This window comes from Alphaproteobacteria bacterium, from assembly GCA_017302575.1.
GTDB lineage: Bacteria > Pseudomonadota > Alphaproteobacteria > Rickettsiales > UBA3002 > JAFLDD01.
Map to the genome: position 1 here is coordinate 1,288,816 of JAFLDD010000001.1, position 26,837 is coordinate 1,315,652.

Consider the following 26,837-nt stretch of genomic DNA (forward strand, 5'->3'; position numbering starts at 1 on the left):
TCGGACATGCTCGCGGCGGCTTCGCCTTGCTCCTCCGCTCTCGCTATGTTCGCTTACGCTCACTAAGCTACGAGTCGAACCAGTTGGTGCTCGGCCTGACGCAGAACTATTTCCAAGAAGCCAATGGCCTTTTTGGAAATGGTGCCCCTGGTCGGACTCGAACCAACACGCCTTGCGGCACTCGATTTTGAGTCGAGCGCGTCTACCAATTCCACCACAGGGGCACTGCCTAGTGTCTTCTGCTGCGCTTTGTGAAAATACATCCGCTAGCAGTTAAGGTCGCGCACTATAGCCAGAAGATGGCCTGCGTCAATCATTGTCATAGGGCGTGATTTCTGCTTACATCCCGCCATGCGTTTACAGGTTCACCCATTCCTGCTCATCCAAGCTATGTTTTTCGGCGCGGCACTGCCTCTGTGCTTTGCGCTTTATGTACAATATGTTCAGCATTTGCCGCCCTGCCCTTTTTGTATCTATCAGCGCTATCCGTATGTGCTGGTGCTGGTGCTGGCCATCTTCGCCCTGATTGGTATGCGTTACAAAGAATGGGTTCAGATGCAGGCCGTATTCGCGGTACTAGCGTGGCTTACCACTTCGGGCTTGGGCTTTTACCATTTTGGCATTGAGCAAGGCTGGGTGGATTATCAGGGCGAGTGCGTTAGCAGCGCGGTTTCCTCAACATCACTCGAAGATTTGAAGGCGCAAATCGCCTCGGCGCCGCTTGTGTCTTGTGCGGAAGTGGGTTGGGATTTCTTGGGGATTTCTATGCCTTTTTGGAACGGCGTCACGGGACTAGTATTGGCGCTAGGCATGCTCTATATGCTGCGCATGGCACGGAGACAGGCATGATCCCTGGTGATTTAAGCAAAGCCCAACATATTGACCGCATGATACGAGTGGATCACGCGGGCGAATACGGTGCGCAACGCATTTACGCAGGACAACTTGCCGTGCTGAAACACGACGCTACCGCGCCTGAAATCGCCCATATGGCAGCACAAGAACAGGTGCATTTAGCGCGGTTTAATCACTTGATGACGGAACGGCGCGCACGCCCTTCAGCACTGATACCGTTCTGGCATGTTGCGGGCTATGCGTTGGGCGCTGGCACCGCATTGCTAGGGCCTAAGGCTGCTATGGCCTGCACGGTAGCCGTTGAGTCCGTGATTGCCGAGCACTACCAGCAGCAGCTTGAAAACATGCCCGAAGATGAGCCAGAGTTACGCGATACCATCACACAATTTCGCGCGGAAGAAATGGAGCATCACGATATCGGCATTGCGCACGACGCCGAAAGCGCCCCTGCTTATGAATTGCTAAGCGGCATCATCAAGCGTGGTTGCAGAGCAGCAATTTGGATTGCTGAGCGCGTCTAAGTGCTTAGCTCTGGTGTTGCACTGCACGTATAATTTGTCGATTATGCGTGAAATAGCCGCATTTTTGTGATATGCATATTCCACCTAAGGCAAGAAAATGAGGCTAAAAATGATAAGCCCACATCTGATGGCAAGTACGTCTCGCCACGCAGAGCCGACACTGGATGAGTTGCTAGATGAGCCAATTGTTCAGCTCATTATGAAACGCGACGGTGTGGCCCCTGATTGGATGCGACGTCATATCGCTGAACTGGCAACGCAGGAATGGGCGGCACGCGCTGTCTAGTCCTCGTTACGGAACTCAGGCTTTTAGCGTAGATTTGGCGCACAGCTTCACACAATCTTCACAATTCTTTGCATGGGTTTTGCTATACTGAAACCATGCGAAAACTACTACTCATCACCTCAGCGCTCTTTATGGTGGCTTCCTGTCGCCCACCGTCGCTGTATATGGTCGAGCCTGCGGGTCCGCCCGAATACAAGCTTGGTTGGGAAGATGGGTGTGACTCGGGTCTCGCAGCACAAGGCGGCATGGTCTATAAAGCGATGTATGGGTTCAAAAAACGCCCAGAGCTTAATGATAGCGAGATGTATAAAACGGCATGGAACGAAGGCTTTACCTATTGCCGCTTCTCACTCGACCCCGTCGATAAATCACAGTGGTTCAACTAGCAAGATTTGAAGGGGCCCTTCGCCCCTTCGCTTCGCTTACCCCGCCGCAAGCGGCTCGCGCATCTGCGGTGCTATACAAGTTTCATCACTCATAATTCTTCTTACTTGTCATACGAGTGTAAGCTGGTATCCAGTAGCCACGTGGGGCGATAGCTCAGCGGTTAGAGCAGGGCGCTCATAACGCCTTGGTCGGGGGTTCAAATCCCTCTCGCCCCACCATTGATAGACTGCGAGGCAGAGTGAATAATGACCACCTATGCTAGTAAATTCGCACTGCAAAAATTAATCTTTTATTAACTTCTGTGGATGATACTGGTCTGACACAAGCGACATATGTGCGATTTATGCACATTTGTAGTGAATTCTTACCAAATGTTACTGCGTAATGTAGTTTCACATTGTGGTAAGGGCGGAAGCGTTGGAAAAGGATACCATGCGAAACAAAAGCCGAAACTCACAAGCTGGATTTGGTCTAATCATCGCCTTGATTATGGTGATTGTCGCTGGCGGCCTTGCCGCAAACATGGTGGCGAAGCAAGATAAAGAATCCTTCTGGTTTCCACGCACCGAATCGCAACAAGATCTCACGAACGTACAGAATGCACTGGTCGCCTTCCAACGACGCTATCAGCGTCTTCCCTGCGTTGCTTCGCGCGCGGTTTTACCAGGTGGCATGGGTTATGGTAATGAAATTAATTTCACCGCAGGTGTTGCGAACTGTCACACCAACTCTGCTGCACCGGCAGGCACGGTTCGTCTGAATATTGGTGGTGGTAATTTCCTTCGTATTGGCGCGCTACCGCATAACACACTTGGTTTGAGTGCAAATGCTGGTGAAGATCGTTGGGGCAATCGTTTCACGTACGCGGTGATTGAAAAGCTGACCGATACTGCGCAGTTCATGACAGGTACAGGCGCGATTACGGTTAATGATAATGCCAATAACCCCATCATGACCGATGTGGCGTGGGTCGTTGTTTCTCACGGTCCAGACGCTAAGGGTGCCGTTGGTGCGAAAGGGACGAGCGCTACCAAATCCTGCACTGGAACTCTAGGCAAAGACCAAGAAAACTGTAACGATACGAACTCGGTCTTCCGTATCGCAGATATGGATACAACCGCAGGCTCTAATTTCTATGATGACGTGATTGCCTATGCTGCGGTGGACGCGCAGGCGCAAGTCACCAATAAACCGTGTATTCGCAGCACGATAGGCGACGCGAGTTGGGATAGCGGTCAATGTAGTAACAATACGTGGACTGATATGTTGCATGGCGACTCTGGTCAGGCCATCAGCAATACCAACACTACTGCAGCAACTGGTAGCGTGACCATTGGTTGTAATGACGGTGTGTTAACCTACACGGGCGGCATATGTAACGCTCATTGCCCTTCTCCACTTCCTGCTCAAACTTGGACAGTGGATAGTTGTACTGGACCTGTCGCGGGATCTCTCAACCATGGCGCATCGCAAAGCGTGGCCAATACGGCAAGCGGTAGAACAGGCTCGGTTACTGTTACGTGTCAAGATGGCGCGCTGGTGCAATCAGCTATCGTCTGTAACCCTGCAAGTTGTATAGGCACTACCCACAACTGGGGTGCTTCATGTACAGCGAACTCTACTACCAGCGCTCACGGTTCTGCTCCAACCATCAACAACACGACTCCTAGTTACTCGGGCAGTAATACGTTGCTCTGTACCTATGGTTCATGGTCATCGACAGGTTCAACCTGTACCTTCACCCCACCAGACTGCACGGCAACTACATTGGGCTGGGGCGCGGGCTGTTCGGCCAACCCAGGCGCGATGACGCACGGCCAAACGATTAATAACGTTGCCAACTCGGCGGCAAGCTATTCGGGTATGGGTAATTTCTCATGTAACTCTGGCACCATGTCGGTGAGTGGCGTGACGTGTATCCTTAGCTGCCCTGATGGTTACGGTTCAACGCGCAGCGTTGAGTCGGCCTGCCCTGCAGATCATAGTGGCACCGCGTATACGACACAGACACGGGCAAATTGTGGTGCGGCATGGGTAGATGGCGCGACCGATACTAGCGGCTGTGAAGCAATAGTGGCTGGGATTACCTGCCCGAACGGTGCTTCCAACCACCCAACCTGTAGCTTTGCCTACGTGTGTACTACTGACTATCAGATCAGTGGCGTTAGCCAGTCCGTAGTCAGCTACCAGTCAGATACGGATGATACGGGAACCACCGGTGATCCAAACGGTCCAAGCGGAGGTGACATCATTACGTGCTGCCTTGGCGGCGCATGCCCAGCAATCAATGGTGTCTGTAGCGATACACCGATGACCTGTGATTTTGGCGATCCAGTAAGCGATGGTGGTCAAACCGCATGCGGCACAACACATACATGGACCTGCCAAGGCGAAAATGGCGGCACCAATTCAAGTTGCAGTATCGATAACGCCGCGTGTACGGTTAGCTGTTCGACCACTGGGATTACGGGATATGCCTCTGCACGCGTATGGAACGGCCCGGTATCAACACCCACCTACAATGTCTGTACTACGGGCGGAGTAGCGGCAGGCAATGCATTCATCCTCACGACCGATACTGCGGGCAGTAGCTGGCACGCCGAAGTACACAAATGGAACTTTACACAGGGCGTTGCTTCCACACAGTATTACAAGCCATATGACCGCAAGAAGAAGAGTACCAAGGCGACTGTATATTATGACGGTTCGTGCAGTATCTACGCGACAGCGAAGTACGAAAAGAACAGCAGTAACTTCAAATATGCCCAGATAGCGATTACAGGCATTAATAGTTGTCCTCCCCCTTCATGTACTGCCAATGGCCTGCCTGATGATGGCAACTGCTGCCGCGCCGACCTTGATGGCGACGGCCTGTGTGGTGGCTTTGGTGGCGGCGGTGGTGGTGGTTGCTTCCTGGGCGACACCAAAGTGATATTGGAAGATGGTTCGACGAAAATGATTTCGGAACTTGAGCTTGGCGAGCGTATCCAAGGCAAGTCAGGTGCCAACACCGTGAGACGACTGACGAAATACACCACGAATGAGGCAATATATTCCATCAACGATGGTCGTGCGTTCGTCACTGCTGAGCACCCATTCATCGGTGTTAATGGCAAACTCTATGCGATCGACCCTGAACTGACCTATGTCGAGACCCATAACGGCCTCAAACCTAATAAGCTGGTTAAGGGCGTATCGATTATCACACGCGACAGTACGATAAAAGTGGATACGATTACGGAGACACCAGCCAAAAAACGCACCGTTTATAACGTCTCGGTTGATGGTGACTTGAGCTACTTTGCGGACGGATACCTGATGCACAATGTCGGCAGTGACGGCGGCGGCTTCTTAGGCAAGGCTATGGTGAGAATGGCCGATGGCAACATGAAGCCTCTCTCAGAAATTGTTAAAGGCGACATGGTGTATGGTAGACATTCCGTTAACCGTGTTGAAACGGTTCAAACGCACTATACCAACGACGATGTTTATAACATCAATGATGGCATGTTATTGGTGGCAGGGGAGCATCTGCTCATGACGAACAAAGGTTGGTCATATATCGACTCGTCAAAACTCGTCCCTGAAGATAAGCGCAACTACAGACAGCTCGTGGTAGGTGATGTGCTAGTGCTTGAGAACAAAAAGACCGTGACGGTGGATTCCATTAAGCCTTATCAAACGGAAGAGATATTGAGGGGTCTTGTTCTGGATGGCGATCATACATACTATGTGAATGGTGTATTAGTGCACAATATTATGATGCGGGTCGAGAAATAGTCGATACAACGAATCCATTACTAAGCTTTCACGAGATGGGTAAAAACATCATACATCTCTTGCAACGAGATTCGTTGAGGCGCAGAAAAGGTAATTTGTCTTGTGTCAGTGCATACGAAATCATAGGTTAAACTCATGCACATGAAGCGCAATCAACGAGGGCTTTCTTTGGTTATTGTCGCCGTGCTGCTCGTTGTTATCGGCGTGGCAGCAGGAACCGTGTTGATGCGTAAAGACACTGAGGCAGTGTGGAACCCACGCACAGGTTCGCATACCAATCTTGAGCGCATCCAACAGGCATTAATTGATTATCAGCGCACGAACCATCGCTTGCCATGTGTCGCGCCACGCAATGTATTACCGAGTGCGGTGGGATACGCCGAAGAGCTTGCGAATTGTGCGGCTGGCGCTGCAGCAACGGGTGGCACGGTGCGGCTTGATATTGGCGGTGGTGTGCATATACGCATCGGCACCATACCGACCAAAACATTGGGCCTTACTGAATCAGCGGGCGAAGATGAATGGAAAAACCGCATTCTTTATGCGGTGAGTGAAGCGCTCACCGACCCGTATCAATTCACGACTGCTAGCGGCGTCATCAGGGTGAATGATGCTGCGGGCGCTGCTAAACTTACCAATGCAGCATTCGTGATTGTATCACACGGCGCTGACGGCAAAGGTGGTTATGGTGCGAAAGCCGCTTCTGTCGGCAAAGTCTGTGCGGCAACGCAGGGAGTTGACCAAGCCAATTGTAACGACACGGATGCTGTGTTTGTCGATACAACCATGGAGACCTCCGCAGGCGCTAATTTCTTTGACGACATTATTGCGTGGAGTCGCGTGGATGAAGTGGCGCAGTCGATGAATCGCCCATGCGTAGCGGGAACCATTGGCAATGCGACATGGGGCACAGGATGCAGCAATAATAGTTGGAGCAATATGCTTAGCGGAACTGGCGGGCAGAATGTTTCCAATACCAATACTTCAACGCATGTAGGTAACGCGACGCTTGCTTGCGATAATGGTGCGCTGGTCTATTCGGGCGAGAGCTGCTTCAGACATTGTACTGCAAGCGCACAATCATGGAGCGGCGGCAACTGCGCAGGCAATGTGCCACTGGTGAATCATACGGCAAGTAGCGGCACTATTACCAATACAAATCCTGGTTACTCAGGCGATGCTGAATTTAGCTGTACGGACGGTGTGTTGAGCATAACATCCTCCAATTGCTCCGTTGCAGCGCCGCCGCCACCAGGTGATTGCGCGGCACAGGCAGTGAACTGGAATACGGATTGTACAGGCAATGCACCACTGCTTGCCAATGGTGCTAACACGAGCGTCAATAATGCTGCACCAGGTTATACTGGCTCCGTGACCGTTACCTGTAATGCGGGCGTGCTAAGCCAAAGTGGGGCATCGTGTTCTGCTGCAAGCGACCCATGCTTTGATGCAGGAATGGGTACAGGCTGCTTGATGACTGGTCCTTTCTACGGCACTGGTTGTATTGGAACGGACATTGGCGGCGGCGTATGCTGCTCGGGCTGCACCTCAAGCTGCGCTTCAGATACCCGTACATGGACAGTGGGCGCCCATACCTGCACTGCGACAGTACCCGTAACATCCAGTGGTTCTAACGGCATAGCCAATGACACGGTCGGGCCTAAGCAGGGATCTGCGAGCTTTAGCTGCTCTGCTGGAACACTGGCCGCATCGCCGAACCCAGGGGCGACATGCGCACCGTTTGTGCCGCCTTGCCTGTCACCAAATTGTAGTACCACGCATCCAAACACGGGCAATCCGCTCTGTATTGGCGATGATACATCACGCACATTTGCCAGCACCTGTAGTGAATATATATGCTGTAGCGGCGTGTTGACTGTTAGCAACTTATCGCCTGCATGCCCTGGCATGGATGCAATAGATTCAGGCGTATGCTCAGGTTCGCCATGCGCTCCTACGGAGTGTTTGTTTACAGATGGCCAGAACTGCGCTTCAACGTGTATTGCAAATGGTAACTATAAGACTGATATTTATATGGCCGATAAGCCGCGCTACCAGTGTTCGGGCGGTTCGATGAACTTCATCGATATGACTCAGTTCGGCTATGTGCCCCCTCCTGCTTGCCCGTAGGGCTTGCATTCTTAAAAACCTTGCCTATATAGCCTTTCGTGGAAAGGGAAACATTGCGTTTCCTTCATGTTTAACTAATTGAAAAATAAGAAAAAGGTAAAGACTATGGCTAAGGTTATCGGCATCGATTTGGGCACCACGAATAGCTGCGTTGCAATTATGGAAGGCACGCAGACCAAAGTAATCGAGAACGCAGAGGGCGTACGCACCACTCCTTCAATCGTGGGTTTCACGAATGACGGTGAGCGTTTGGTTGGCCACCCAGCGAAGCGCCAAGCGGTAACCAACCCAGAAAATACCTTATTCGCAATCAAGCGTCTCATTGGCCGCACCTTTGATGATCCAACCACGCAAAAAGACATCCAGCTCGTGCCTTACAAAATCGTCAAGGCCGACGGTGGCGATGCATGGGTAGAATCGCGCGGTGAAAAATTCTCGCCGTCACAAATCTCGGCGTTCATTTTGCAGAAAATGAAAGAGACGGCTGAAAATTACCTCGGTGAAAAAGTGACCGATGCGGTGATTACCGTTCCTGCCTATTTCAACGACGCACAGCGCCAAGCAACCAAAGACGCGGGTAAAATCGCGGGCCTTAATGTGCTGCGTATCATCAACGAGCCTACGGCGGCTGCACTCGCTTACGGCTTCGAGAAAAAAGAAGGCCAGACCATTGCGGTTTATGACCTTGGTGGTGGTACGTTCGACGTATCCGTACTTGAGATTGGCGATGGCGTATTCGAAGTGAAGTCAACCAACGGCGATACATTCCTTGGTGGTGAAGACTTCGACATGCGCATTCTGGATTTCTTGGCCGACGAATTCAAAAAATCAGACGGGATTGATCTGCGCAAAGACAAGCTTGCCCTTCAGCGCCTCAAAGAAGCGGCGGAGAAAGCAAAAATCGAATTGTCGTCAACGCAACAGACCGACATTAACCTGCCCTTCATTACGGCAGACCAGAATGGCCCCAAGCACCTCAACATCAAATTGACGCGCGCGAAGCTTGAATCGCTCGTGGAAGATTTGGTTGAGCGTACGCTCGAGCCTTGCAAAAAAGCACTGAAAGACGCGGGTCTTTCGGCAAGCGATATCGACGAAGTGATTCTGGTAGGCGGTATGACCCGTATGCCGAAAGTCATCGAAGTCGTGCAGAAACTCTTCGGTAAAGAGCCACATCGCGGCGTGAACCCTGATGAAGTGGTGGCGATTGGCGCGGCGATTCAAGGTGGCGTATTGCGCGGCGAAGTGAAAGACGTGTTGTTGCTTGATGTGACCCCACTTTCACTCGGCATTGAAACGCTCGGTGGCGTATTCACGCGCCTCATTGACCGCAACACCACGATTCCAACCAAGAAGTCACAAACCTTCTCGACCGCCGATGATAACCAAAGCGCGGTGACGATTCGTGTGTTCCAGGGTGAGCGCGAAATGGCAGCAGATAACAAACTGCTCGGCCAGTTCGACTTGACCAATATTCCGCCTGCACCACGCGGTATGCCGCAGATCGAAGTGACGTTCGATATCGACGCCAACGGTTTGGTGAACGTATCGGCAAAAGACAAGGCGACTGGTAAAGAACAGCAGATTCGCATTCAGGCGTCAGGTGGCCTCAGCGATGCCGACATCGAGAAAATGGTGAAGGACGCAGAAGCAAACGCCGCAGAAGACAAGAAGCGTCGTGAATTGATTGAAGCCAAGAACAAGGCGGAGTCGATGGTTCACGAAGCAGAAAAGAACCTGCGCGAGCATGAGAAACTCATCGCCGCTTCCGACAAAGAAAAAGTCGAGGCCGATGTTGCCGCACTCAAAGGCGTTCTTGAATCGGGCAGCAAAGACGACATTGAGAGCAAGTCGCAAGCACTCGCACAATCGATGATGAAGATGGGCGAAGCCATTTACAAGGCACAGCAATCTGCACCTCAGGGCGAAGCGTCTGCTCAAGCAGAGCCAGAAGCACAGTCATCGAATTCCTCTGGCGATAATGGCGAAGTCATCGATGCGCAGTTCGAAGATCTGAGCGGTGATGATAAAAAAGCCAACTAGCAGGCTTGACCAACGAACCCCTAACCCTTAGACCCTAGCCCATATGGCCGAGGATTATTATAGTTTATTGGGCGTTGCCAAAGGCGCAAGCGATGAGGAAATTAAAAAATCCTATCGCAAGCTTGCTATGCAATATCACCCTGATCGCAACCAAGGTAATCCCGAGGCGGAGAAGAAATTCAAAGCCATCAACGAAGCCTATGATGTGCTCAAAGACGAGCAAAAGCGCGCCGCCTATGACCGTTTCGGTCATGATGCGTTTACCCAAGGCGGCGGTAATGCAGCCGGTGGTGGTGCTGGTGGATTTGATTTCTCTGGTAGCTTCTCGGATATCTTCGAAGATCTGTTCGGTGATTTTACGGGTCGGCGCGGTGGCGGCGGTGGACGCCAAGGCGGCGCAAGCGGTCAATCAAGCGGCGCGGCACGCGGTGCAGACTTGCGCTATAATCTGGATGTCACCCTCGAGGATGCTTTCAAAGGCAAGCAGCAGACGATCAAGGTTACGACTTCCGATAGTTGCGGTGATTGTAGCGGCTCAGGCGCTGCAAAAGGTACGCAGCCTGAAACCTGTAGCGTATGTGGCGGGCGCGGCGCGGTGCGTATGCAGCAAGGCTTCTTCACGATTGAGCGCACCTGTGCAAACTGCCAGGGCACGGGCAAGGTCATTAAAACGCCGTGCAAAACCTGCGCGGGGTCGGGACGTGTGCGCAAAGAAAAATCGCTTTCCGTTACCATTCCCGCAGGTGTCGAGGAAGGCACGCGTATCCGCTTAGCGGGTGAAGGTGAAGCGGGCTTTCGTGGCGGGCCTGCAGGTGATCTCTATATTTTCCTTACTATCAAGCCACATAAACTTTTCCGCCGTGAGGGCGCGAATATTTATTGCCGCGTGCCACTGAAAATGACGATTGCAACGCTTGGCGGCCATATCGAAGTACCAACGATTGATGGTGGCCGCGTCAAAGTCAGTGTGCCAGCAGGTACGCAAAGTAACCACCAATTCCGCCTGAAGGGAAAAGGCATGAGCGTGTTACGTTCCGAAGCGAAGGGCGATATGTATGTCGAGGTGCAGGTGGAAACGCCGGTGAATATCTCCAAACGCCAGCGCGAATTATTAGAAGAGTTCGACCATGCGGGCGGCAAACATTCCACCAGTCCTGAGGCAGAAGGATTCTTTACGAAAGTGAAAGAATTCTGGGAAGATTTGAAGCAATGAGTCAACCACTTACCATTGCCATTGCGGGCGCCACGGGGCGTATGGGTCTGGCGCTGGTGCGCGCCCTTTCAACCCACCCAACGCTGGAGCTGACCGCCTGCGGTATTCGCGCGGGCACCGCACAGCTTGCGGGTGCGCATTTCGAGCAAGCAGGGCTAAGCTTTGCCAAAGAGCTGATGGTAGAAGCACCCGCCAAGCTTTTTACTGCCGAGTGTGTGATTGATTTTACCAGTCCAGACAACACGGTCGGCCTTGCGGCACTTGCGGCCAGCCACAAGAAAATCCTGATTTCGGGAACCACGGGACTTACCAGCACTCAAAAAGAAGCGCTGATTCGCGCGGGCGAGCAAACGCAAGTCGTGTGGTCGTCGAATATGAGTGTGGGGGTTAATTTGCTGATGGCACTTGTTGAGCAAACATCCTCGCGACTTAACACTGAGTACGACATTGAAATCACCGAGATGCACCATAAGCATAAAGTGGATGCACCATCGGGCACGGCACTTTCACTGGGGGAAGCAGCCGCCAAAGGGCGCGGTGTTGATTTGCATGATGTAGCCGTCAAATCGCGTGACGGTATTACGGGTGCACGCAAAGAAGGTACGATTGGTTTTACCGCTCTACGTGGTGGTGATGTAATTGGTGATCACTCGGTTGTTTTTGCGGGCGCAGGTGAAGTACTCACTCTCTCTCACCACGCGGCGAATCGCGATATTTTCGCGCTGGGTGCATTACGCGCAGCACACTGGGCAGCAGGAAAACCTGCTGGTTTCTATACGATGCGGGATGTGATCGCTTAAAGCTTCTTCAGAATCTGCGCGACGAATGCATCTTCGGTCGTTTTGTAACGCTTGCGCGCTGCTTCCTTGATGCTTTCGAGTGCGACAAAGTCACGACCTGACTCACGGAAGAACATCGGTACGAAACCGAGTTCGTCGTAACGCTCAGCGATACGCGCTTTGAGTTCTGGGTCGGTCGCGGCGATTGGTTTTACATAGGTCGCCTGACCTGCAATTTCGTGCTTTTCCCACTCGCCACGAGCGCCAAATACTTGAGCGTCCACTACCGAGCTGAGCATCTTCATATCATTTACGTGTTGCATGGTTTTCTCCTATCCATAAGGCGGAGCATAGGCATGCAGATGTAAATGTTTCGTTAACGTCAGTTGGCATGTGGGGCAACAGGTGGTTGAAAATCACCTTAAACACGCAGATGAATCAGCCGCTTAGGTTATTTTGAAAATTATTTTTCTAGCACGGGCTCAGAAGGCTAGTCGTCCCACAATTTGGGCTGGGGAATTGCAAATGCTGCTTGATCAGCAGGTTTTGGTTTAGGCACATCGATCATATTATGCGTCACGGCCATTTCTGATTTGAGCTCGGGCGAAGGCTCGCCCTTTCCTGCCGCCAGCACCGTGCCATATTCGGCGGGCATGAAGTCTTCTTGTGCACGCATTTTATCACGCAGTTGAATTAAGCTGCGCAGCGTTAGTTCGAGATAGGTGAAAATCTGATCGTCATAGATATTTTTGCCTTGAAGCAAAATCACGCCTTTTTCATTGAGCAGCGCTTCGTCCACCGAAACAGGTGTCGTGTTCTTGCTGAAGGCACTGGTTTTCCACGTAGTATTCATGCGTTGGCGTTCACGCTCTCAGAATTTTCAAGCGCCCAGTATAGTTATTTTTGGAAAAGTTGGAAGGGGAAAGCCCGCTTCAGCCAAGCTCATTATTCTTTTGCTGCAAGCGTGCTGCAAAATCTTGCGCGAATGAAACTGCTTGGGAAACGATATTATCTGAACCTGCAGTTCTGCACGCCATAGCTTGAGAGCGCTGTTCTTGAATCATTCCTTGCGCGAACGCTAACCAGTTTGCACTATTGCTGCCAGCACCAGATACTAATGTGCTACCAGCTCTGCAAACAAGCGCTGCTGACTCTGACGCACTAAATAAACTCATCTAGCTCTCCATCGGGGTCTATAAAGGCTGCCCCATAGACTCAATGTACGCGAAACTCCCTAATAATTGGTTAAGCGAATTAATAAAATAGCTCTGAAATTAGAGACAATTTTATTAAATTATTGGCAAGGCTTGCTGGCTCTCATTTCCGCGCAGGGGGTTGGCTGGCTTGCGCGTATCACTCATAATGGCGCATGGGGCGCCTTGGAATAAGTTACTGAAACGACGAATGATTGTATTTCATATGTGGTTTTGCTAGCTTCACTACTTCACTCACTGTCTAACGGGAGAGACACATGAAAACCCTATCGACGCTCGCACTGGCTGGTTTACTTACGACACTATCAACGGCAGCATTTGCACAGACAACGCCTGCCACCCCACCCAATATGGAAATGCGCCAAGAGCGCCGCGAGGCCATTCGTGAGCGTTTTGAACAACGCCGCGAAATGCGCCAAGAGCGCCGCGAGGACAGACAGGATAATCGTCAAGAATTGCGCGGTGATCGCCGTGACTTGAGAGAAGATCGTCGTGATTTACGCGAGGCACGCCATGATGGTGATGGCCGCCAAGACGTACGCCAAGAGCGCCGTGAAATCAGACAGGATCATCGCGAGATTCGTGGCGATCGTCGCGAGATTCGCCAAGATCGCCCACATCGCGGTGGTGGCAGACCCAACTAAACTGCGGTTCCGCCAACCGTCATAGCAGAGATTAAAAGCGAGGGCTGGCCAACGCCGACTGGAACGGACTGGCCAGCTTTACCGCAGGTTCCTACACCTGGGTCGAGCGCCATATCGTTACCGATCATGCTAATTTTACCCATGATGTCAGGGCCAGAACCAATCAGCGTGATGCCTTTTAGCGGCGCAGTGATAGCGCCGTTTTCGATAAGATAACCTTCGGTGACATTAAATACGAACTTACCAGAAGTAATATCCACCTGTCCGCCGCCCATATGCGCCGCATAGACACCGCGCTTGACGCTCTTTATCATTTCTTCCTGCGTGTGATTGCCGTTCAGCATAAATGTATTCGTCATGCGCGGCATCGGTAAGTGCGCATAGGATTCGCGGCGGCCATTGCCTGTTGCTGCAACATTCATGAGTCGCGCATTCATGCGGTCTTGGATGTATCCCTTCAAAATGCCATCTTCAATAAGCACATTGCGCTGTGTTGGCGTTCCCTCGTCATCAATCGTCAAGCTGCCACGACGATTTTCAAACGTGCCGTCATCCACCACCGTCACGCCTTTGGCTGCGACTTGCTCACCAATGCGCCCCGAAAATGTCGAAGAGCCTTTGCGGTTAAAATCCCCTTCCAGCCCATGACCGACGGCTTCGTGCAACAACACACCGCACCAACCTGCGCCGAGCACCACTGGTAGTTCGCCCGCAGGTGCAGGAACGGATTCAAGATTCACTAATGCTTGGCGCAGCGCTTCATCGGCTTGCGTTTTCCAATTTTCAAAAAGCCCGTCATATAGATACCTGCCCCCTGCACCACTGGAGCCTGATTCCATGCGACCTTGCTGTTCGACTACCACCTGAATGGAGAGGCGAACAAGCGGGCGCATATCGGCAGCGCGCTGGCCGCCTGCCCGCCAAATCTCGATATGTTGCCAACTGCCCGCCAATGTCGCGCTTACCTGTTTCACGCGAGGGTCGCGGGCACGCAGATAGGCATCGATTTCCTCAAGCAATTTCAGTTTGGCGGGGAATGCCACCGCGTCGATAGGGTTGGCGCCTGTATATAAGGTATGGTTCGCACCGAAGCGTGGCGCGATCTCGGTGTTGACTGAGGCTTGGCCATGGTCGACAGTCTGTACGGTCTTGGCGGCGCGGGCGATTGCCTCTTCACTCAACTCTGCGGAATGGGCATAGGCGGCGGTTTCACCTTTTACACCGCGCAGGCCAAAGCCTTGCGATGTATCCTGCGATGCTTGCTTCAAGCGGCCATCATCGAACACGTAACTTTCTGAGACGCGGTACTCAAGATAGAGTTCGCCATCATCTGCGCCATGCAGCGCATCCTCGAGCTGGCGTGTGGTCACAGGATTATGTAGGGGAGAAAAAGCGCTCATATGCGCAATATGGTGACTGCTTACGCAAAAATAAAGCGTTCATTTATAAGAAACGGTAAAGGGCTTGCACGAAGGCGGTTGATGGATTAGCAAGTCACTGTTCTCTCATTGTAATGGATTGCTCATGAAGATTCGTATGATTATTGCGCTGGCGGCGATGGTGCTGAGCGCTCATCTTATCACCCCTTCCGCACATGCGGAGGAAGCGCCTGCAGCAACGCAAGAGGCTGCGCCTGAGGTGGATATTAATGTTATCCCAGATGCGTTGACGTTTGATGCCAGCAAAATTGTTGGTCACGCCGCACCTAAGCAACTAGGCTTTATGGAAGCTAAATCACCCGTCATGGAAGAGCTCGTGTGGCTGCATGATGTCTTGCTGGTGATTATCACAGTGATTACCATTGTCGTTTTGGCATTGCTTACCTATGCCTGCATCCGTTTCCGCGAGAAGCGCAACCCTGTTCCTAGCAAGACAACGCACAATGTGCTCGTCGAAGTGTTGTGGACGGTCGTACCTATTTTGATTCTGGTTGGTATCGCCATCCCCTCGCTGCGCGCGCATTACTTCATCGACAATGAAACCACTATTGCTAACCCCGATCTCACCGTTAAGGCGGTTGGCCACCAATGGTATTGGAGCTATGAGTATCCTGATGCGGCTATCGAGTTTGATAGCAATATCAAAAAAGGTGACGAGCTTTTGGATGGTGAGCCGCGCCTGCTCGCAGTTGACAATCCGATTGTTGTGCCTGTTGGCAAAACGGTGCGCCTTCAACTCACGGGAGCGGACGTTATTCACGCGTTCGCAATGCCTTCTTTTGGCGTGAAGATGGACGCCGTTCCAGGCAAACTGAATGAAACATGGTTCAAGGCAGAGCAAGAAGGTATTTATTATGGCCAATGCTCTGAGTTATGCGGAAAACTGCATGGCTTCATGCCAATCCAAATCAATGTCGTCTCCGAAGCAGCATATGAAGCATGGCTGGCTTGGGCGAAAGTGAAACACGCTGCATAAAATAAAAACGAGGCACAGATTATGACCCATCACGATCATCATGACGACCATCACGACCACGCACCTAAGGGCTGGCGTCGTTGGCTTTATTCGACCAACCACAAAGACATCGGGGTGATGTATTTGATTTATGCGGTGGTCGCAGGTTTGCTTGGTGCTGCCTTCTCCATCGCGCTGCGCGCTGAGTTGCAATATCCTGGCGATCAGGTGTTTGGTGGCGACTACCAACTCTATAACGTTTTCCTGACCGCACACGCCTTCTTGATGGTGTTCTTCCTTATCATGCCCGCATTGATTGGTGGCTTTGGTAACTTTGCGGTGCCGCTCATGATCGGTGCGCCCGACATGGCCTTCCCGCGCATGAATAATATTTCGTTCTGGCTACTCGTTCCTGCACTTATTCTCCTGCTCGCATCTTCGGTGGTGGGCTTGGGTGAAGCACGCGGCGTTGGTACGGGATGGACGGTTTATCCGCCGCTTTCAGTGACGGATGGCCTGCATCGCGGCATGGCGGTGGATCTGGCGATTTTCTCGCTGCACTTAGCGGGTATCTCGTCGATTCTTGGTGCGATTAACTTCATCGTGACCATTTTCAACATGCGCGCTCCTGGCATGACCTTGTTCAAAATGCCGCTCTTCCCATGGTCGATTCTGATCACGGCATTCTTGCTGCTACTTGCACTTCCTGTGCTCGCAGGCGCGATTACCATGCTACTTACCGACCGTAATTTGGGCACGAATTTCTTCAACCCAGCAGGCGGTGGCGACCCTGTTCTTTACCAGCATCTCTTCTGGTTCTTCGGCCATCCTGAGGTGTATGTACTGATTCTTCCTGCCTTCGGTATCATCTCTGAAGTGGTATCGACCTTCTCGAAAAAGCCTGTATTCGGCTATCTTGGCATGGTCGGCGCGATGAGTTGCATCGGTGTTCTCGGCTTTATCGTGTGGGCGCACCATATGTTCTCGGTCGGTATGGACCCTGATACGGAAGCGTACTACATGCTCGCTACGATGGTGATTGCAGTTCCAACGGGTATCAAGATCTTCTCGTGGATTGCGACCATGTGGGGCGGCTCGATTCGCTTCGACACACCGATGGTTTTTGCGATTGGTTTCATTTTCCTCTTCACCGTTGGTGGTGTCACGGGCGTGGTGCTTGCCAACACTGCCATCGATATCGCAATGCATGACACCTATTACGTGGTGGCACACTTCCACTACGCGATGAGCCTTGGCGCACTGTTCGGTGTATTCACGGGTTTCTACTACTGGATTCCGAAAATCACGGGCTATCGCTACAGCGAATTTTTGGCGAAAACCCATTTCTGGATTTTCTTCATCGGCACGAACCTGACCTTCTTCCCTCAGCATTTCTTGGGTCTTGCGGGTATGCCACGTCGTATTCCAGACTATCCTGATGTCTATGCGTATTGGAATTACTGGTCGTCGATTGGCTCCTATATTGCGGGCTTCGGCGCTCTCTTCTTCCTCTACGTCGTGATTGACATGTTCGTGCGCAAACGTCCTGCGGGTGATAATCCATGGGGCGAAGGCGCTAAAACACTGGAGTGGACCCTCCCCTCACCGCCGCCGTTCCACACGTTCGAGGAACAGCCAGACATGAGTAAATCGGGTGGCCATCACTAAGGCAGAACTTGGCGCGGATTCCAGCATCGGTGATTACTTCACGCTGCTGAAGCCTGGCGTTATGTCGCTCGTCGTGTTCACGGGCGCGACAGGCTTATGGCTTGCGCCAGTACATATCCATCCCTTCCTGCAGGTGATTGCCATTCTATGCATCGCGCTTGCATCGGGCGCGGGCGGTGCCATCAACATGTATTATGACCATGATATTGACGCGCTGATGAAGCGCACGGCGTCGCGCCCTGTGCCTGCAGGCCGTATCGCTAAAGATGATGCGCTGGTCATGGGCCTTGTATTATCGATCACATCGGTCGGGCTGATGGGCTTGGCGCTCAATTGGATAGCCGCCGCATGGTTGGCATTTGCGATTTTCTTCTACACGGTGATTTACACCATGCTGCTCAAGCGCTCGACGCCGCATAATATTGTGATTGGTGGCGCCGCAGGTGCTTTTCCTGCCGTGATTGGCTGGGCCGCCGCAACGGGTGATGCGTGGGCTGTTACGCCGTGGTTATTGTTTCTGATTGTCTTCATCTGGACGCCGTCGCATTTTTGGGCGCTGGCACTTTATCGCCATGATGATTACGCAAAAGCGCGTGTGCCCATGTTACCCGTGACGCACGGCTTAGTGCGCACCAAGCGTGAAATTTTTATCTATAGTTTGCTGCTGGTTGCAAGCAGCCTTACCCCTCTTTGGTTTTCGGATGTTGGGGTAGTGTATGGCGTGGTAGCGACGGCATTGGGCGTGAATTATCTTTGGCATGCGTGGCGCGTGCTACGCTCTGACGTTCCCAAGGACGCAATGCGTTTATTCGGGTTCTCGATCCTCTATCTCTTCATTCTTTTTGGTGCGCTCCTTACAGATCGTTTCATTGCGCCCCTGCTTATCAGCGCTTAGTCACGGAAGGTTCTCATGCCGCACGAAAAAACTCATCAACAAAAGAAGCGTAAAAACTGGCTGTTATTCGCCATTCTCATGCTGGTGGTTTTCGTCTTTTATTATCTGACGATTCTCAAAGTCACTGGACAATAATCCATGCGCGTCTGGCCGTATGTTGCGATTCCTATCGGCATGTTGATGCTCGCTTATGCTGCCGTGCCGCTTTACGATGTGTTTTGCCGCGTCACGGGATTTGACGGCACGCCAATGCTGGCCAAAAAAGCGCCCGATACCATCAGTGATCGCGTTGTCACGGTCAGTTTCAACACAGACATGGATCCTAAATTGCCGTGGACGTTCACCCCGCTTGAACGCCATGTTGATGTGAAAATCGGCGAGCAGCGCTTAACTGCATTTCATGTTGAGAATCTAGCGAATTACAAAACGCGCGGCACGGCGGTCTATAACGTTTCACCGCACTCGGCTGGTAAATATTTCAACAAAATACTCTGCTTTTGTTTTGAGGAACAGCGCTTGAATCCACGAGCAACCGCGAATTACCCTGTGTCATTTTTCATCGACCCCGCCATATTAGAAGACGAAGACCTCAAGGATTTGCGAAATATTACTTTATCTTACACGTTTTTTAGCTATGAAAGTGCCAATAAGCCAAAATAACGTGAGGCCTTTATGAGCGCACAGAAACACCCTTACCATCTTGTGAATCCAAGCCCATGGCCTGTACTTACGGCCTTCAGCATGCTCACCATTGCGATTGGTGCAGCGCTGGCCTTACACAAGGAAGCCTTCGCGCATTTAGTATTGTTCGCAGGGCTTGCAGCAACCGCAGCCTGCGCCTTCTTCTGGTGGCGTGACGTGATTCGTGAAGGTGTTCATGATAAGGCACATACCGATAAAGTTCGTATCGGCTTGCGTTTGGGTATGGCGCTGTTCATCGCATCGGAAGTGATGTTTTTCGTGTGCTTCTTCTGGGCGTATTTTGGTGCGGCGTGGTTCCCCAAAGCTCCACTGACCGACGTGTGGGACATTGCGGCAGGCGTATGGCCACCTGAAGGCATTATTGCTTTCGACCCGTTTGATTTACCGTTTTTGAACACGCTCATCCTGCTACTGTCGGGCACTACCGTAACATGGGCACATGCGGCGCTACTGCAAGGTAATACCAAAGAACTGCGCACCGCATTGTGGTGGACCGTTGGCCTTGGTATCAGCTTCACGATTTGCCAAGCCTATGAGTATGCACATGCTGCCTTCTCATTGACGGATGGTAAATACGCCTCGACCTTCTATATGGCGACGGGCTTCCACGGTATTCACGTTATCATCGGCACCATCTTCCTCGCGGTCTGCTTGCGTCGCGCCTACACGGGCACCATGACTCAGGAAGGCCATTTGGGTTTCGAATTTGCCGCGTGGTATTGGCACTTCGTTGACGTAGTCTGGCTGTTCCTGTTCATCGGAATTTACTGGCTTACGTCGTAATTTTTAATGCTTCCAGCTCGGTCTGCTGACCTCGCCATGAAGCGTGCTCAAGGCTGATTCGCGCTACTGCGCTCATATAACGGGAACCACTTCCTATGGCATCACCTCTTTCATGTAAATGTCCCGCCTGCGGCAACGCCTCACTATTTACGGGTGTGCTCAGCGTAGTAGATGCATGCCCAAGCTGCGGCGTAAGCCTCAAGGATCACGACTCGGGTGATGGTCCGGTATTTTTTGCCATTCTGATTGTTGGGTTCTTGGTGACGTTCAGCGCAGGCTTTGTGGAATATAGTTTCTCGCCACCTTTCTGGCTGCACGCTATTTTATGGATACCTTTGACATTCGCCGCTTGTTTTTATGTGCTGCGTGTGTCCAAGTCTTACCTCATTCACTATGAATATCGTTTGCGAGAAAAAGATGCCATTCGTTAAGCCGCGTCCTATTCCATTACTATTTTTTATAAGCGCTCTCATCATCACGCTGGGGCTTGGTACGTGGCAAGTGCAGCGCTTGAAGTGGAAAGAGCATTTGATCGCCGATATCGAGCGGGCGAAAACCGAAGCGCCGCTTGCAGAGTTGCCGCCCAACGAAACGCTTGCTGCACATGAGTTTGAACGCATCAGACTTTCTGGCTGGTGGGTGAAAGACACTGAGTTCCACGTCACGCCGCGCTATTTTCGTGATACATTGGGCTATCATATTTTCGCGCCATTACGTCTGAAGGACGGGCGCATTGTCATCGTCAATCGTGGCTGGGTACCTGCCAAAAGAAAAGAGATTACCGAGCGTCCTGAGTCTGCGGCGAAGGGACATACCAGTCTGGTGGGGATGATTCGTATCGGCGCGGACCGTAATCGGTTTACGCCTGCATCCAACTCTGAAAAGAACGTCTGGTTCGGACGCGATACGGAGCTGATGGCTATTGCGGGTGGGCTTGAGAATGTCGCCCCCGTGACGGTGGATGTAATTGGCACGCAAGACCCAAAGCAGTATCCTATACCCTTTGATGGTGAAATTAAACTTTATAATCAGCATCTTAGCTATATCGTGACCTGGTACGGTATTGCGCTTGGTATCCTTGTCATTTTCCTCGTCTACCATTACAAGCGCTGAATGCGTTATATTTCGACACGCGCTCAGGCGCCCGTTTTGACATTCAAAGAGGTATTACTTGCAGGGCTGGCAAGTGATGGCGGTTTGTATGTGCCCGAAACCATTCCGCAATTCTCACCGCAGCAACTTAGTCGGCTGGCGACACTTTCTTATAACGAGCTTGCGTATGAAATCATCGCGCCATTCGTGGGTGATAGTTTTTCTGAAACTGAATTGCGCAGCATGATCGAGGCGGCTTATCGCCCCTTCGCGCATGGTGCGATTGCGCCACTTACGCAATTAGCGCATGACCAGTTCGTTCTCGAATTATTCCATGGCCCCACGTTGGCATTCAAAGATTTCGCGCTGCAATTGCTTGGTCAATTCATGAGCGCGGCGCTCACGGGGCAGAAAAAGAAATCTGTCGTGGTGGGTGCAACGTCTGGCGACACGGGCTCGGCGGCGATTGCTGGCCTGCGTGGGCGCAAGAATATCGACATCGTGATCCTATACCCTGAAGGGCGCCCTTCTGACGTACAGCGTCGGCAAATGACCACGGTTGCGGACGCAAATGTTCACGCACTCGCCGTGAAAGGCACGTTTGACGATTGCCAAGATTTGGTAAAAGCCGTTTTCAATGACGCGGCATTTCGCGCAGAAGTAAATCTGCTGGCGGTCAACAGCATCAACTGGGCGCGGGTGATGGCGCAGGTGGTGTATTATTTCTACGCGGCTTTGGCACTTGGTGCACCTGCGCGAAGCATCAATTTCTGCGTTCCAACCGGTAACTTTGGCGATATTTACGCGGGCTATGTTGCGCGGCGCATGGGCCTGCCGATGGGTAAACTCATCATCGCCACGAACTCGAATGATATTTTAGCGCGCTGCCTCAAGACGGGTGAATATAAAGCAACACAGGTAAGCGCAACCTTATCGCCGAGCATGGATATTCAAGTAGCAAGTAATTTTGAGCGCCTGCTGTTCGACCTTTACGAACGTGACGGCAACCGTATTGAACAGATGATGCAGGATTTCAAAGCAGCCAAGTCGTTGACACTTTCGCCTGCTGCTCATGCGAGTTTCCAAACCGCATTTGATGCCCATGCCGTGGATGACGCAACGACACTCACGGTGATTCAAGCTACCCATGCGCATACGGGTTATCTCATTGACCCACACACTGCATGCGGTGTGAAAGCGGCGGCAGAATGTTCTGGCCCAACCGTTACGCTCGCCACCGCGCACCCCGCCAAGTTCCCTGATGCCGTGAAGCAAGCAACGGGTGTTAGCCCAGCCCTTCCTGCCCATTTGGCAGATTTATATACACGCCCTGAGCGCATCACGCCCATGGAGAATAATGTTGAAACACTTAAAGCATTGGTACGCAGCTTATGATGAAACTGGACCAACTGGATAATGGGCTTCGCATCGCGACGGAAGTGATGCCGAATATTCATAGCGCCGCATTTGCGATTGCGGTGAATGTTGGAGCGCGTAACGAAGATGCGAGCGATGGTGGCTTGTCGCATATGCTTGAGCATATGGCGTTCAAAGGCACGGCGAAGATGAACGCTAAACACATCGCGGAAGCGTTCGATAAAATGGGCGGGAATGTGAATGCCTATACGAGCCATGAGCACACGGTTTATTATGCAAAAGTGCTTAAAGAATATGCCGACGAAGCACTGGAGCTTTTGTGCGACATCATGCGCAATAGTACTTTTGACCAAGCAGAGCTAGAGCGCGAGCGCGAAGTGATCTTGCAAGAAATCGCCATGAATCACGATTCGCCGGACGACTTGGTGTTTGACATGTCGCAAGAATCTAGCTTTGGCATACAGCCCCTTGGTCGCCCAATTTTAGGTAAGCCAGAGCGCGTGAGCAGCTTTACGCGCGAGGATCTGATTCGCTATACCCAAACACATTATCAGCCCAACCGTATTACGCTGGGCGCAGCAGGTGCGATTGATGCCGATAACGTCAAAGCGATCATGACGCGTTATTTTGGCGACATGCCGCGTGGTGCAGAACCAAACATCATCGAAGCACATCACGAGTGTCTGGTGAAGACGCTTGAGAAAGATTTGGAGCAAATCCAAATCGTGCTTGGCTTCCCATGTATCGCGGTGACGCACAAGGATTTCCCAAAGATTCAGGTGCTATCCACTATCTTGGGTGGCGGAATGAGTTCGCGCTTATTTCAAGAGATCCGTGAACGTCTTGGGCTTGCTTATAGCGTCTCGAGTTTCGTTTCTGGATATAAGGACACGGGCATTTTGGGTATATATGCGGGCACGACACAAGAGCATATGGATGCGCTGCTGGGCGCTTTGCGCAAAGTCATTCACGGGCTGAGTGACGTAAATGAGGAAGAATTGCTGCGCGCGAAAAACCAATTCAAAGCAGGGCTTGTCATGTCGCGCGAAAGTAGCGGACGTATTGCGGAGTGGATGGCACGCCACCTGCATATTTATGGTCGGGTGCGCTCGGCGGAAGAACTGCTGGCCGAGATTGATGCTATCACCGCTAATGATATCGTCGCGGTTGCGAAACGTTACCTTGCGCATCCTGCGCCTGCCATTGCTGCGATTGGCCCACATGGCAGCTTAGAGGGCGTTAAGCTTCAGGAACGTCTGGCCGCCTAATGCAGACCCACCAATGCACCGTATTAGAAGAACATCACGGGCTGCGGCTTGATAAATTCCTAGTGGCGGCGATTCCTTCGCTCACACGTAACCGCATCCAAACCCTCCTTGCGGGTGGCGGTGTCCATTTTTTAGGTGCGCCTATCGATAATGCCTCGAAGAAAGTCAAGGCGGGTGAAGTCTATGAACTTACCGAGCCTGATACAGTGGCGCTGGATCTAACGCCGACGAAAATGGATCTCGATATCGTGCATGAGGACGGGGATATTCTTGTGCTCAATAAGCCGGCGGGTCTTACGGTTCACCCTGCGCCAGGTAATCGCGAAGGAACGTTGGTGCATGCGCTGCTTGCACATTGCGGCGACTCGCTTTCGGGGATTGGCGGTGTCGCGCGCCCTGGTATCGTGCATCGTATTGATAAGGACACATCGGGTCTGTTGGTGATTGCCAAAAACGATGCAGCGCATCAGCATCTTTCGGCACAGCTTAAATCGCGCACACTTAAGCGCACCTATCTGGCCTATTGTTGGGGCGCGACCAAGCAAATGGCAGGCACAGTCGAAGCGCCACTGGCGCGCAATCCGCACAAGCGCAAAGAAATGGCAGTGGTCAAGACTGGCAAACATGCCGTGACGCATTATGCCACGCTAGAGCGTTACCGTGCGGGAGCCACAACGGTTGCAACCAAGATTGAATGCGAACTGGATACAGGGCGCACCCACCAGATTCGCGTGCACATGGCACATTTAGGGAATGCGCTGATAGGTGATCCGGTTTATGGCCCGAGCACGCAGACGCGGCTTAATCGTCTAAAATCTCATGACATTGTGCTTTCAGAAGAAACAGTTTCTTTACTACTGTCTTTCGATCGACAAGCGCTGCATGCGCGGCAACTGGTGCTTTGCCACCCAAAAACTGGTCTCGAAATGACCTTCGAAGCACCTATTTCTGCGGATCTCAAGGCCTTAGAAGCCGGGCTGGCTTCCTTGACAAAATAGGGTTTTTGGGGTAGTTTCCAATACACGAATAATAAAAAGTTTGGCAACGCCTTGCGCGGTATTATTTGCGCTCTACATGTCAGGAATGGAAGTCATTATGGCACATCATAAGATGGCAGCACTGCCTACAGTCTCAACGGATGCAGGTCTTCGTCAGTATCTGCAAGAGATTCAGAAATTCCCTGTATTAGAAGCAGACGAGGAATACGCACTCGCGAAGCGCTGGACGGAAGATGGCGACTATGAAGCCGCCCATACGCTTGTTACAAGCCATTTGCGCCTTGTAGCGAAAATCGCCAGTGGTTATCGCGGCTATGGTTTGCCGATGAGCGAGCTGATTGCCGAGGGCAATATTGGCCTTATGCAGGCGGTGAAGAAGTTCGAACCCGAAAAAGGTTTCAGGCTTTCTACCTACGCAATGTGGTGGATTCGCGCCTCGATTCAGGAGTTTGTCCTGCGTTCGTGGAGCTTGGTGAAAATGGGTACGAGTGCAGCACAGAAGCGCTTGTTCTTTAATCTCAAGAAAATGAAGAAGCGCCTCAAAGAGGTCGATGATTCCAAATCACTGACCCCTCAGGAAATTCGTATTATCGCGCAAGAGCTCAATGTGCAGGAGCAAGACGTGATTGATATGGATCAGCGCATGGGGGCGCATGACCAACATCTCAACGCACCCATCAACGCTGACGGTGAAGGTGCTGAATATGGTGACATGCTCGCTGATCCCAGCGCGTCACATGAGGAAATACTTGGTGACCATGAGGAGTTCATGCAAAAGCGTGCGCTGATGATGAATGCAATGGCAGCACTCAATGAACGTGAGCGTGAAATCGTGCTGGAGCGCCAATTAAAGGACGAGCCAGTAACGCTTGAGGATCTTTCGCAGCGTTACGGGATTTCGCGTGAACGTGTCCGCCAGATTGAGGCGCGTGCCATCGAGAAAATGACGCAGTATGTGTTGGAAGCCGCGAAAAAACCGCTTCTGCCTTCACCGAAGGCTGCTTAGGCAACTGCCGCACGGTGCTGATGGCGCCAATCGCTGATTGCTTCGAGTTTTGCCGTCACTAAGGTGCGTTCTTTGAGCGCAATTTGCGTTTTGATTTTATGCACGACTGCTGCAATCCAATCTCTGCCTGCCATGCGTGCGCTGGTTGCGCGCAGCATCAATTCATAAACAGGTGAATGCATCAATCCCAAGCGTTCCTGTTGGTACTGCCCGCTCGCCTTCTCAACGGCAATCAGTTGGGCACGTAATTCTGGCAGGCGAATATCCTCAGGCATGCTCAGAATATTCTCAAGCGTCCATTCCGCTTGCAGACGCACGAGTTTGGCAAGATCACGTGCGTCATATGCCTCGTTCACCTCCTGCATTTTCACGGCGGCCTCGACATAATCTTCGGTGCTTTGCACATCGGGGTGAATATGTTTGGCGAGGGTGCGGTAACGTTTCTTGAGTTCATTGGCGCGATCTAGTTGCGCTTGTTTGGCGGCGTCATGCATCGCGCTGGTGATGGCAGCGAATTCTTCTTCTTTGGAGTCATGCGCTGCTTCGAGTTGTGATTCGAGTGCGACGAGTTTTTCGACATACTCGCCCACCGCCGCATAATAGGTTTCGATGAAACTGGTCAGCTCCAGCTCTAGCGACAAGGTAGCACGTGCGTGCATTTCAATATGTTTGAGGGCGTGCGTAAGACGCGCGCGAAGGTATATTTCTTCTTGTTTATGAGCACGTTGATGTAGGGTCGTCACGATACTTATACCTACTATTCGTAGTGTGTGTACCGCTAATAACACCTATATTTAGTAGG

26 protein-coding genes and 2 tRNA genes are annotated in these 26,837 nt (G+C 51.9%); 22 read left to right on the plus strand and 6 right to left on the minus strand.

The window, feature by feature from the left end; genetic code table 11:
- Positions 1-139: 139 nt before the first annotated feature.
- A tRNA-Leu gene (locus J0M34_06685) sits at positions 140-224 on the minus strand.
- A gap of 127 nt (positions 225-351) precedes the next feature.
- On the opposite strand from J0M34_06685, the gene J0M34_06690 reads away from it, so the two are divergent.
- From J0M34_06690 to J0M34_06735, 10 genes are all read left to right on the plus strand, one after another.
- Positions 352-849 (plus strand): disulfide bond formation protein B, encoded by a 498-nt coding sequence (locus J0M34_06690; protein MBN8543934.1) that lies wholly within the window; start codon positions 352-354, stop codon positions 847-849.
- Positions 846-1,376: a demethoxyubiquinone hydroxylase family protein gene (locus tag J0M34_06695; GenBank protein MBN8543935.1), complete on the plus strand. Its 531-nt coding sequence runs from the start codon at positions 846-848 to the stop codon at positions 1,374-1,376. The genes J0M34_06690 and J0M34_06695 overlap by 4 nt, the downstream gene beginning before the upstream one ends.
- Before the next feature lie 109 nt (positions 1,377-1,485).
- Positions 1,486-1,662, plus strand: coding sequence for a hypothetical protein (locus J0M34_06700; GenBank protein MBN8543936.1), 177 nt, complete (start codon positions 1,486-1,488; stop codon positions 1,660-1,662).
- Positions 1,663-1,757: 95 nt separating this feature from the next.
- On the plus strand, positions 1,758-2,048 hold the full coding sequence (locus tag J0M34_06705) for a hypothetical protein (protein ID MBN8543937.1): 291 nt from the start codon (positions 1,758-1,760) through the stop codon (positions 2,046-2,048).
- Positions 2,049-2,191: 143 nt separating this feature from the next.
- Positions 2,192-2,267 (plus strand) — tRNA-Ile (locus J0M34_06710).
- 214 nt (positions 2,268-2,481) lie between these two features.
- On the plus strand, positions 2,482-5,829 hold the full coding sequence (locus J0M34_06715; protein MBN8543938.1) for a hypothetical protein: 3,348 nt from the start codon (positions 2,482-2,484) through the stop codon (positions 5,827-5,829).
- Between the two features lie 141 nt (positions 5,830-5,970).
- A complete protein-coding gene (locus tag J0M34_06720) occupies positions 5,971-7,959 on the plus strand; it encodes a hypothetical protein (GenBank protein ID MBN8543939.1) in 1,989 nt (662 codons plus the stop codon).
- Between the two features lie 105 nt (positions 7,960-8,064).
- The gene (dnaK, locus tag J0M34_06725) at positions 8,065-10,002 is read left to right on the plus strand and encodes a molecular chaperone DnaK (GenBank protein ID MBN8543940.1); all 1,938 of its coding nucleotides are present in this window, start codon (positions 8,065-8,067) and stop codon (positions 10,000-10,002) included.
- A 43-nt stretch (positions 10,003-10,045) separates the two neighbouring features.
- Positions 10,046-11,215: a molecular chaperone DnaJ gene (gene dnaJ / locus J0M34_06730; GenBank protein ID MBN8543941.1), complete on the plus strand. Its 1,170-nt coding sequence runs from the start codon at positions 10,046-10,048 to the stop codon at positions 11,213-11,215.
- Positions 11,212-12,015, plus strand: a complete 804-nt coding sequence (locus J0M34_06735) for a 4-hydroxy-tetrahydrodipicolinate reductase (GenBank protein ID MBN8543942.1) — start codon at positions 11,212-11,214, stop codon at positions 12,013-12,015. The genes dnaJ and J0M34_06735 overlap by 4 nt, the downstream gene beginning before the upstream one ends.
- Here J0M34_06735 and J0M34_06740 read toward each other — a convergent pair.
- The 3 genes from J0M34_06740 to J0M34_06750 all read right to left on the minus strand — a co-directional run bounded on the left by J0M34_06740 (position 12,012) and on the right by J0M34_06750 (position 13,169).
- Positions 12,012-12,317, minus strand: a complete 306-nt coding sequence (locus tag J0M34_06740; protein MBN8543943.1) for a hypothetical protein — start codon at positions 12,315-12,317, stop codon at positions 12,012-12,014. The two genes, J0M34_06735 and J0M34_06740, sit on opposite strands and share 4 nt — an antisense overlap.
- A 167-nt stretch (positions 12,318-12,484) precedes the next feature.
- Entirely contained in the window at positions 12,485-12,847 is a 363-nt protein-coding gene (locus J0M34_06745) for a hypothetical protein (protein ID MBN8543944.1), read from the minus strand.
- Positions 12,848-12,926: 79 nt separating this feature from the next.
- The gene (locus J0M34_06750; protein MBN8543945.1) at positions 12,927-13,169 is read right to left on the minus strand and encodes a hypothetical protein; all 243 of its coding nucleotides are present in this window, start codon (positions 13,167-13,169) and stop codon (positions 12,927-12,929) included.
- Positions 13,170-13,465: 296 nt separating this feature from the next.
- Between J0M34_06750 and J0M34_06755 the strand changes: the two genes are divergently transcribed.
- Entirely contained in the window at positions 13,466-13,852 is a 387-nt protein-coding gene (locus tag J0M34_06755; GenBank protein MBN8543946.1) for a hypothetical protein, read from the plus strand.
- On the opposite strand, the gene tldD is transcribed toward J0M34_06755, so the two are convergent.
- A complete protein-coding gene (gene tldD / locus J0M34_06760) occupies positions 13,849-15,252 on the minus strand; it encodes a metalloprotease TldD (GenBank protein ID MBN8543947.1) in 1,404 nt (467 codons plus the stop codon). The genes J0M34_06755 and tldD overlap by 4 nt on opposite strands.
- A gap of 157 nt (positions 15,253-15,409) precedes the next feature.
- On the opposite strand from tldD, the gene coxB reads away from it, so the two are divergent.
- The 11 genes from coxB (at position 15,410) to rpoH (ending at position 26,035) form a co-directional block, all read left to right on the plus strand.
- Positions 15,410-16,267, plus strand: a complete 858-nt coding sequence (coxB, locus tag J0M34_06765; protein MBN8543948.1) for a cytochrome c oxidase subunit II — start codon at positions 15,410-15,412, stop codon at positions 16,265-16,267.
- Between the two features lie 21 nt (positions 16,268-16,288).
- Positions 16,289-17,914: a cytochrome c oxidase subunit I gene (gene ctaD, locus J0M34_06770; protein MBN8543949.1), complete on the plus strand. Its 1,626-nt coding sequence runs from the start codon at positions 16,289-16,291 to the stop codon at positions 17,912-17,914.
- The gene (locus tag J0M34_06775; GenBank protein MBN8543950.1) at positions 17,901-18,809 is read left to right on the plus strand and encodes a heme o synthase; all 909 of its coding nucleotides are present in this window, start codon (positions 17,901-17,903) and stop codon (positions 18,807-18,809) included. Before ctaD ends, J0M34_06775 begins: the two co-directional genes overlap by 14 nt.
- A 138-nt stretch (positions 18,810-18,947) precedes the next feature.
- Positions 18,948-19,469: a cytochrome c oxidase assembly protein gene (locus J0M34_06780; GenBank protein MBN8543951.1), complete on the plus strand. Its 522-nt coding sequence runs from the start codon at positions 18,948-18,950 to the stop codon at positions 19,467-19,469.
- Positions 19,470-19,481: 12 nt separating this feature from the next.
- Positions 19,482-20,294 (plus strand): cytochrome c oxidase subunit 3, encoded by an 813-nt coding sequence (locus J0M34_06785; protein MBN8543952.1) that lies wholly within the window; start codon positions 19,482-19,484, stop codon positions 20,292-20,294.
- Between the two features lie 95 nt (positions 20,295-20,389).
- The gene (locus tag J0M34_06790; GenBank protein ID MBN8543953.1) at positions 20,390-20,725 is read left to right on the plus strand and encodes a DUF983 domain-containing protein; all 336 of its coding nucleotides are present in this window, start codon (positions 20,390-20,392) and stop codon (positions 20,723-20,725) included.
- Entirely contained in the window at positions 20,712-21,407 is a 696-nt protein-coding gene (locus tag J0M34_06795) for an SURF1 family protein (protein ID MBN8543954.1), read from the plus strand. The genes J0M34_06790 and J0M34_06795 overlap by 14 nt, the downstream gene beginning before the upstream one ends.
- On the plus strand, positions 21,408-22,781 hold the full coding sequence (locus J0M34_06800; protein MBN8543955.1) for a threonine synthase: 1,374 nt from the start codon (positions 21,408-21,410) through the stop codon (positions 22,779-22,781). It abuts the gene before it with no gap.
- Entirely contained in the window at positions 22,778-24,031 is a 1,254-nt protein-coding gene (locus J0M34_06805; protein ID MBN8543956.1) for an insulinase family protein, read from the plus strand. The genes J0M34_06800 and J0M34_06805 overlap by 4 nt, the downstream gene beginning before the upstream one ends.
- Positions 24,031-25,029 (plus strand): RluA family pseudouridine synthase, encoded by a 999-nt coding sequence (locus tag J0M34_06810; GenBank protein MBN8543957.1) that lies wholly within the window; start codon positions 24,031-24,033, stop codon positions 25,027-25,029. Before J0M34_06805 ends, J0M34_06810 begins: the two co-directional genes overlap by 1 nt.
- Positions 25,030-25,126: 97 nt before the next feature.
- On the plus strand, positions 25,127-26,035 hold the full coding sequence (gene rpoH, locus J0M34_06815) for an RNA polymerase sigma factor RpoH (GenBank protein ID MBN8543958.1): 909 nt from the start codon (positions 25,127-25,129) through the stop codon (positions 26,033-26,035).
- Here the strand turns inward: rpoH and J0M34_06820 are convergent.
- Positions 26,032-26,694, minus strand: a complete 663-nt coding sequence (locus J0M34_06820) for a J domain-containing protein (protein ID MBN8543959.1) — start codon at positions 26,692-26,694, stop codon at positions 26,032-26,034. The two genes, rpoH and J0M34_06820, sit on opposite strands and share 4 nt — an antisense overlap.
- Between the last annotated feature and the right edge of the window lie 143 nt (positions 26,695-26,837).